Source organism: Enterobacter sp. SECR19-1250, assembly GCF_013391025.1.
Classification (GTDB): Bacteria; Pseudomonadota; Gammaproteobacteria; order Enterobacterales; family Enterobacteriaceae; genus Enterobacter; species Enterobacter cloacae.
This window is the reverse complement of sequence record NZ_JACASJ010000152.1, coordinates 1-8,454: the sequence shown is the minus strand read 5'-3', so window position 1 is coordinate 8,454 and position 8,454 is coordinate 1. Positions and strand designations below refer to the sequence as shown.

The following is an 8,454-nucleotide window of genomic DNA, read 5'->3' as shown; positions in this document are numbered from 1 at the left end:
GGAAAACTGAATATGGCGTTCTGAGTCTTCCCACCATGATCGGGGAAGACCCATGTATATACAGATTTATAGCCTGATTCAGTGCAGATGAAAACAGCGAAATCTGAGGATGCGAACGATATGGAAAGCGGCTCGCAAAATTGATTACTCTCGAAAAAATGCCCTTTAACCCTAAATTGATAAGGTGTATTTTGCCTGAAAATTAACCGCAGATGATATACTAAGGTGATATATGAGTGTTTTGGCGGAACTGGATATGGGCAGAATACTGATCGATTTACCTGATGACGTGATTCAACGGCTGGATAACCTCAAGAAACTGCGAAATCAGCCGCGCGCTGAGCTGCTACGGGAGGCGATAGAGCTGTATCTCGACCAGCAGAGTTCGTCTGTTATTCGCGCTGCGCTTGGCTTGTGGGGAGACAAGAAAGAAGACGGACTGGAGTATGAACGTAAGCTGCGTGAGGAATGGTGATCGTGAATAATATGGCCGTGTTTGATACCAATATTCTCATTGATCTCTTCAACAACCGTGTCGAAGCTGCGGATGCGATTGATCATGCCGCGTCACATCGAGCCATTAGCTTAATTACCTGGATGGAGGTGATGGTGGGCGCACGCAGGCATGGTCATGAAGCGAAAACGGCAGCCGTGATGGGCGCTTTCGAAATTATTGATGTGTCTCGGGATATCGCGGAAAGAAGCGTTTTACTGCGTGAAAAGCATGGAATGAAACTGCCTGATGCCATCATTCTGGCCACAGCCCAGAGCAGAAAATGTCCGTTGATTTCTCGAAATACGAAAGATTTTTCGGGTATTGATGAGGTCGTTACGCCTTATCAACTGTAGGCCGGGCACGCTTGCGCCGCCCGGCACTATTACAGGAGATTACTCCCCTTCACCCGGGAACAGGAACGGGTTGATAGAGCTACGGGCAAAGCCCTCCTGCTCCATTTTGGCGTCCAGAATCAGCGAGGCGAGATCGTCGGCCACCGCTTCAACTTTCGGGTCTTTTTCCTGATACAGAATCTTCAGATACGTACCGCAATCGCCGCAACTTTCGGCTTTTACCGCCGCGTCTTCATTTTCCAGCGACCAGTAGTTCAGATCGCGGGTCTGCTCGCAGTTGCTGCACTTCACGCGCACCACATGCCACTCGGTTTCACACAGGTTGCAATGCAGGTAGCGCAGCCCCTGGGTGGTGCCGATCTGTACCATGCTGGAGACCGGCATTGAGCCACACACCGGACAGAACTGGCGCGCTTCGCCGTATTCGGCGCGCGCTTTACCAGGGATCAGGCTGGCCATTTGCGCCCAGTAGAGCGACAGCGCAGCCCAGATAAACGGTGCTTTATCGCTGCTGACCAGCGAGAAGTCAGAGGCAAACAGCGCGCTCGCCATCTCTTCCAGCTCCTGATCGGAGGCTTTTTCCAGGTTCTCAATGACCGCCAGCGCGGTGCCGCTCATCTCGGGCTTCAGCTCGGCAATCAGAGAATGCAGCAGCTTATGCCAGTGCTTGTCACGCGGCAGGACGTGAATATCCAGCGGCGGCTTGCCCTGCTCACTGGCTTCTTTGATGCGCGCAGTCAGATCCATTTGCAGCGGGTGGTCGTACAGCACCACTTCTTGCGCATGGGCAACCAGCGCGGCAAAACGCAGAAAATCGCCCAGCGGGTTGTTCTCTGCCAGCTCGCGCAGGCGCTCTGCACGGCGGTTGTAGAGGTTCTTGAGTCTGGGGAATAACAACGGCGGAATATATTCCGCCGTGCGTTTCTCGCTCGACCCCAGCTCATCTTGCGGGATTATGCGAATACTCATTCAGATGACTTTTCCTGTTTCTGGCGGACTTCACGGTACCAGCGCGGGTGATGTTTCTTCGCCCACGTTTTGGTTACCCATCCTTCCACCATCGCGGTAATGGTGCCTTTCACCCAGAGGGCGGCGTAAATATGCACCATGATAACCACAATTAACGCCACTGCGGCAAATGAATGCAGCATCAGCGCGAATCGGATCACCGGGATTGAGAAAGCAGGCGCAAAGTACGGACGCCAGATGATCACGCCGCTCACCAGCAACAGGACCAGGAAGATAATCGCAGCCCAGAATACGCACTTCTGGCCGAAGTTATAACGCCCGGTGTCACCCACTTCCTCGTTGACGACGATCTTACGAATATTCTTCGCCCAAAAGATATCATCCCGATTGATTAGGTTATGGTGCCAGTAACGGAAAAACATGATGATAAACGAGGCAAACATCACCACACCCACGAACGGGTGAAGGATGCGCGCCAGCTGTGGCGTACCCAGTATCTGCATCAGCCAGTTGAAGGACGGGAAGAAGAACCCCAGCCCGCTTATCGCCGCCAGCATAAAGCAGAAGGCGGTGACCCAGTGGTTGATGCGTTCCGGCGCGGTGTAGCGCACGATGGTGTCACGTTTTTTCATTTGCGCACCTCGTCTTTCTCTTCATGCAGGTTGTCGTCTTCCTCTTCCGCGCGGTTCGGACCGACGCCGACGTAGTGGAAGATGCTCGCTGCGAAGGTGGCAGCAAAGCCTACCGCTGCCAGCGGTTTCCAGATGCCTTTCCAGAACTTCACGGTGGCGCTGATTTCCGGGTTCTCCGGCAGGCCGTGATACAGATTCGGCTTGTCGGCATGGTGCAACACGTACATCACGTGCGTACCGCCCACACCGGCCGGATCGTACAGGCCAGCGTTATCGTAACCACGGGTTTTCAGTTCACCCACGCGTTCGGCCGCCAGCGTTTTCATATCCTCTTTGGAGCCAAAGTGGATGGCGCCGGTTGGACAGGTTTTCACGCAGGCTGGCTCCTGGCCAACGTTCACGCGGTCAACGCACAGCGTACATTTGTAGACGCGGTTGTCTTCCGGGTTCAGTCGCGGCACGTCAAACGGGCAGCCCGCGATGCAGTAGCCGCAGCCGATGCACTGCTCGGACTGGAAGTCGACAATGCCGTTGGCATACTGAATGATAGCCCCTTCTGACGGACACGCCTTCAGGCAGCCCGGATCCGCACAGTGCATACAGCCGTCTTTGCGGATAAGCCATTCCAGTTTGTCGTTCTGCTCCACTTCAGAGAAACGCATTACCGTCCAGGACTTGGCGGTCAGGTCGGCCGGGTTGTCGTACACCCCGACGTTGTGACCCACTTCGTCACGGAGGTCGTTCCACTCTGAACAGGCCACCTGACAGGCTTTACAGCCGATACAGGTGGTAACGTCGATAAGCTTCGCCACTTCCTGCTGGTGGTCCCGCGCCTGAGGCGCGGGCGTGAAACCGTTAGTCGCGGAACGACGAATAATGTCCTGAGATTGATAAGCCATAAGTCGTCTCCGTTACACCTTTTCCACGTTCACGAGGAAGGCCTTAAACTCCGGCGTCTGCGTGTTCGCATCACCGACGAATGGCGTCAGGGTGTTCGCAATGAACCCTTTCTTCGCCACGCCCTCATAACCCCAGTGAATCGGAATACCGATGGTATCCACCTGCTGACCGTGTACGTTCAGCGTGCGAATACGCTTGGTCACTACCGCCTTGGCCTTGATATAGCCACGGTTGGAGGAGACCTTCACGGTATCGCCATGGGCAATGCCGAGCTTGTTCGCCAGCTTCTCGCCGATCTCCACAAACTGTTCCGGCTGCGCGATGGCGTTAAGCAGCGCGTGCTTGGTCCAGTAGTGGAAGTGCTCGGTCAGACGGTAAGTGGTGCCCACATACGGGAACTTGTCTTTTTTACCCAGCGCTTCAAAGTCGCCCTTAAAGATACGGGCAGCCGGGTTAGAGACCACGTTCGGGTGCAGCGGGTTAGTACCCAGCGGCGTTTCAAACGGCTCGTAGTGTTCCGGGAACGGCCCTTCCGCCATTTTATCGATGGCAAACAGGCGTCCCATCCCTTCAGGCTGCATGATAAACGGCCCGACATCGCTGCCTGGTGCGGCAGTGCTGTAGTCCGGAATATCCACGCCGCCCCATTTCGCGCCGTCCCATTTCAGAAGCTGACGCTTCGGATCCCACGGGTTACCCTGCGGGTCAGCGGAGGCACGGTTATAGAGAATGCGGCGGTTCAGCGGCCATGCCCAAGCCCAGCCCAGCGTATTGCCAAGGCCCGATGGGTCAGCGTTATCGCGGTTGGCCATCTGGTTGCCTTTCGGCGTCCAGCTACCGGTAAAGATCCAGCAACCGCTTGAGGTGGAGCCGTCATCACGCAGGTGCGCGAAGGTGCTGAGCTGATCGCCTTTCTTCGCCAGCACGGTACCGGTGGCCGGGTCGATAACGTCCGCCAGCGCTTTACCGTTGCTCTCCATCGCCACTTCTTCCGGGGATGGATTCTCCGGCGTCGAGTAGTTCCAGGTCATGTTCAGAACCGGTTCCGGGTTCGCGCCGCCTTCTGCCGCGTACATCTTACGCAGGCGTAAGAAGATACCGGCCAGGATCTCGCCATCGTTCATGGCGATGCCCGGGGCGTCCGCACCTTTCCAGTGCCACTGCAACCAGCGGCCAGAGTTGACGATAGAACCGTTCTCTTCCGCGAAGCAGGTTGATGGCAGACGGAACACTTCGGTCTGAATTTTTGACGGTTCGACATCGTTCGATTCACCGTGGTTCTGCCAGAAGGTCGAGGTCTCGGTGTTGAGCGGGTCGATGGTAATCAGGAACTTCAGTTTCGACAGCGACTCGACAACCTTGTTCTTGTTCGGGAACGAGGCGACCGGGTTAAAGCCCTGGCAAATGTAGCCGTTGACCTGACCCTGGTGCATCATCTCGAAGTACTGCAGAACGTCGTAACCTTTGTCCCACTTCGGCAGCCAGTCAAAGCCCCAGCTGTTTTCCGCCGTCGCTTTGTCGCCGTAGAAGGCTTTCATCAGCGAGACGAAGAACTTCGGATAGTTGCCCCAGTAGTTCACCTGGCCTTCAAGCAGCGGTTTTGGCGTGCTGGCTGTCAGGTAGGTTTGCAGGTCCGGTTGTTTCTCGCTTGGCAGGTTCATATAACCCGTCAGGCTTTGTGACAGCAGGCCGAGGTCGGTCAGACCCTGAATATTGGAGTGACCGCGCAGGGCGTTCACGCCGCCGCCTGCCATCCCCATGTTGCCGAGCAGCAGCTGAACCATCGCCATGGTACGGATGTTCTGCGCACCAATGGAGTGTTGCGTCCAGCCGAGGGCATACAGGAACGACGCGGTTTTGTCTTTCGCGCTGGTTTCGGCGATAAGCTCGCAGACCTTCAGGAAGTCAGCCTTTGGCGTACCACAGATGTTCTCAACAACGTCCGGCGTATAGCGAGAAACGTGCTCTTTCAGCAGGTTCCACACGCAGCGCGGGTGTTGCAGGGTGGTGTCGCGCTTCGCAAAGCCGTTCTCGTCCAGCTCGTAGTTCCAGCTGGTTTTGTCGTACTTGCGTTTTTCGGCGTCGTAACCGCTGAACAGGCCATCTTCGAAGTGGTAATCCTCACGCACGATCAGGCTGGCGTTGGTATAGGCTTCGGTGTATTCGCGGTTGTATTTTTCGTTAGTCATCAGGTACAGCAATACGCCTGACAGGAAAGTGATGTCAGTACCTGAACGAATAGGGGTGTAGAAATCCGCCACTGACGCTGTACGCGTAAAGCGGGGATCGATCACAATCAGTTTCGCACCGTTGTGGATTTTGGCTTCCATCGCCCAGCGGAACCCGACAGGGTGCGCTTCAGCGGCGTTACCGCCCATCACCACAATGAGGTTGGCGTTCTTGATGTCGACCCAGTGGTTGGTCATCGCACCGCGACCAAATGTTGGAGCAAGACTTGCTACCGTTGGTCCGTGTCAGACACGCGCCTGGTTGTCGACCGCGAGCATACCGAGTGCGCGCGTGAATTTCTGGGTTAAATAGCCGGTTTCGTTACTGGAAGCCGATGCACACAGCATCCCGGTGGAGAGCCAGCGGTTGACCGTCACGCCGTCGGCGTTCTTCGCAATAAAGTTGGCATCGCGGTCTTCTTTAATCAGTTTAGCGATGCGGTCAAATGCTTCTTCCCAGCTGATTTGCTGCCATTTATCAGAGCCAGGCGCGCGATATTCCGGGAATTTCAGACGGCTTTCGGAGTGGATAAAGTCCACCAGACCGGCCCCTTTCGGGCACAGCGCGCCGCGGTTGACCGGATGGTCCGGGTCGCCTTCGATGTGGAAGATAGACGCTTTGGCGTTTTTAGCACCGTCGCCGAGGCTATACATTAACAGCCCGCAACCGACAGAGCAGTACGTACAGGTATTACGGGTTTCACGGGTGCGCAGCAGTTTATACTGCCGCGTTTCCGCCAGCGCTACGCCAGGCGCAAAGCCCAGTGCCGCTGCCGTGGTGCCTGCCATACCGCCAGCGCAGATCTTAAAGAACTGCCTTCTGCTGACCTGCATGGGTCACTCCTTGTTTCGACATTGCTTACATATGTAGTTTTGACTTCGCGGTTGAATAATGACCGCAAAGGAGAAAAATTTGCGTTAATCCCTCATTTCTCCGGGGGATATCACCAGAATACCACAATGTCGGTACGCCTGTTCCAATGGCGTTAATACAAAGTGAACGTATTATCACCGTGTTGATTATAAAGTGTGATATCAATCACACTATTAACCCCGCATGTTACAGGGGTGTAGCATGGCGCCGGTTGCACCTCTCCAGAATGAGTAGGTAAACTTGAGGCGGTTGGGTGCTGAAAAGTTGATCCATACTATGCGTAAGGCCTGTGGTTTATGCTGCAATAGCAGGCTCACCTCCGTGGTTGTTCAGGAAAACCGTTGTGTCTAAACAAAACCGTGCTACCCACTCGTCACCGCTGCCAGCAGGCATTGTGGAGCTGTCGGTACATCGACCCCCTCACATTACACACGCCACGCCCGATTTTCTGGCGGAAGAAGTCCCCGTCGCTCTGGTGTACAACGGCATCTCGCACGTTGTGATGATGGCGTCGCCAAAAGATCTTGAACTGTTCGCCATCGGGTTTTCGCTCTCGGAAGGCATCATTGCGCATCCGCAGGACATTTACGGCATGGATGTGGTTCAGGCCTGCAACGGTCTGGAAGTGCAGATCGAACTCTCCAGCCGTCGCTTTATGGGGCTGAAGGAGCGTCGTCGTGCGTTGGCCGGGCGAACAGGGTGCGGCGTCTGTGGCGTTGAGCAACTGAACGATATCGGCAAACCTGTCGCGCCGCTGCCCTTTACGCAGACCTTCAATCTGGCCAACCTCGACCACGCGCTTGCCCACCTCAACGACGTGCAGCCCATCGGCCAGTTGAGCGGCTGTACGCATGCGGCGGCATGGGTTCTGCCATCAGGCGAGATCGCCGGTGGGCATGAAGACGTGGGACGTCACGTGGCACTGGATAAACTGATGGGGCGTCGGGCGCGGGAGAGCGATCTCTGGCAGCAGGGCGCAGCGCTGGTGTCCAGCCGCGCCAGCTACGAGATGGTGCAAAAGTCTGCAATGTGCGGCGTCGAAATCCTGTTTGCGGTCTCGGCGGCGACGACGCTGGCGGTAGAGGTGGCAGAGCGTTGTAACCTGACGCTGGTCGGCTTCTGCAAACCGGGAAGGGCTACCGTTTACACGCATCCTCAGCGTTTAATTGTTGATCAGTAATTTTGAATGATATTAGCAAATCCTTCCGCTTTTAGTTGTCGGTCATGAGGTCTAGTATTTATCTCATCAAGGCACGGTGCCTTACCAAAACAACTTAACGAAAGGGTTTATATCATGAAAAGCATCAAAACTTTTGTCGCTGTAATCGCTCTGGCTGCTTCATTCGGTTCTTTCGCTGCACAGACTGTCACCGCTTCCGCCTCCACGCTGGATGGCGCAGAAGCGAAAATCGCCGCTCAGGCTCAGGAAGCGGGCGCGTCCTCTTACAAAATTACTCAGGCATTCTCTGGTAACCGCGTACATATGACCGCTGAACTGAACAAATAAGTTGTGTTGCCACTGTCCCTTGCTCTTCGGAGCGGGGACAGGTGTAAAAAACTCATCCCGCTTCTCGCTTGCAAAGGCGAAATCTCCTCTCCCTTCTCAATCGTTATTCCTGTTTAACGCTTATCGTTAAATAACCCTCTTAAATAATTTGTCTGATAAGACTGTCGGTAACATAATTCCCTTCAATACTTTTAAGCCGCTGGCGCTATTTACATTCATATTCCAAATAATTGATCTTAATAGTTAAGGAATTCCTCAGGCCTAAATCCTAAAGATGGGTCAGACAATTGATAGCGGTTATTGATGCTGGTATTTTCCGGCAATTAATATTGCTTATCGACACCCTCGGCCAAATGTCGGAATTTGGCTTTCTTTTGTATTTCACCTTAATAAGGAAATTGAATGAACGCACTGATCAAAAAAGGAATGCTGGTTACAGCGTTAGGGAAGGTGCGAACAAGTTCCTGATATGAGATCATCATATTCATCCGGAGC

8 protein-coding genes are annotated in these 8,454 nt (G+C 54.5%); 4 read left to right on the top strand and 4 right to left on the bottom strand.

Annotated features, from left to right (window positions below; translation table 11 throughout):
- Window positions 1–232 precede the first annotated feature (232 nt).
- Window positions 233–475, top strand: a complete 243-nt coding sequence (locus HX884_RS24240) for a ribbon-helix-helix protein, CopG family (protein ID WP_178328918.1) — start codon at window positions 233–235, stop codon at window positions 473–475.
- 2 nt (window positions 476–477) lie between these two features.
- Entirely contained in the window at window positions 478–849 is a 372-nt protein-coding gene (locus HX884_RS24235) for a type II toxin-antitoxin system VapC family toxin (protein WP_080292722.1), read from the top strand.
- 39 nt (window positions 850–888) lie between these two features.
- Here the strand turns inward: HX884_RS24235 and fdhE are convergent, their stop codons facing one another.
- From fdhE to fdnG, 4 genes are read right to left on the bottom strand one after another with little or no spacing between them, the layout of a single operon-like run.
- The gene (gene fdhE, locus HX884_RS24230; RefSeq protein WP_029882351.1) at window positions 889–1,818 is read right to left on the bottom strand and encodes a formate dehydrogenase accessory protein FdhE; all 930 of its coding nucleotides are present in this window, start codon (window positions 1,816–1,818) and stop codon (window positions 889–891) included.
- Window positions 1,815–2,450, bottom strand: a complete 636-nt coding sequence (gene fdoI, locus HX884_RS24225) for a formate dehydrogenase cytochrome b556 subunit (RefSeq protein WP_013099357.1) — start codon at window positions 2,448–2,450, stop codon at window positions 1,815–1,817. The genes fdhE and fdoI overlap by 4 nt, the downstream gene beginning before the upstream one ends.
- Window positions 2,447–3,349: a formate dehydrogenase subunit beta gene (gene fdxH / locus HX884_RS24220; protein ID WP_014833793.1), complete on the bottom strand. Its 903-nt coding sequence runs from the start codon at window positions 3,347–3,349 to the stop codon at window positions 2,447–2,449. Before fdxH ends, fdoI begins: the two co-directional genes overlap by 4 nt.
- 12 nt (window positions 3,350–3,361) lie before the next feature.
- Window positions 3,362–6,412 (bottom strand): formate dehydrogenase-N subunit alpha, encoded by a 3,051-nt coding sequence (gene fdnG / locus HX884_RS24215; RefSeq protein WP_178328917.1) that lies wholly within the window; start codon window positions 6,410–6,412, stop codon window positions 3,362–3,364.
- 383 nt (window positions 6,413–6,795) lie between these two features.
- Between fdnG and fdhD the strand changes: the two genes are divergently transcribed.
- Window positions 6,796–7,632 carry a formate dehydrogenase accessory sulfurtransferase FdhD gene (fdhD, locus tag HX884_RS24210; protein WP_058682052.1) on the top strand — a complete coding sequence of 279 codons (837 nt, stop codon included), beginning with the start codon at window positions 6,796–6,798 and terminating at the stop codon, window positions 7,630–7,632.
- Window positions 7,633–7,746: 114 nt separating this feature from the next.
- Window positions 7,747–7,959, top strand: coding sequence for a DUF1471 domain-containing protein (locus tag HX884_RS24205; RefSeq protein WP_013099352.1), 213 nt, complete (start codon window positions 7,747–7,749; stop codon window positions 7,957–7,959).
- Window positions 7,960–8,454 lie beyond the last annotated feature (495 nt).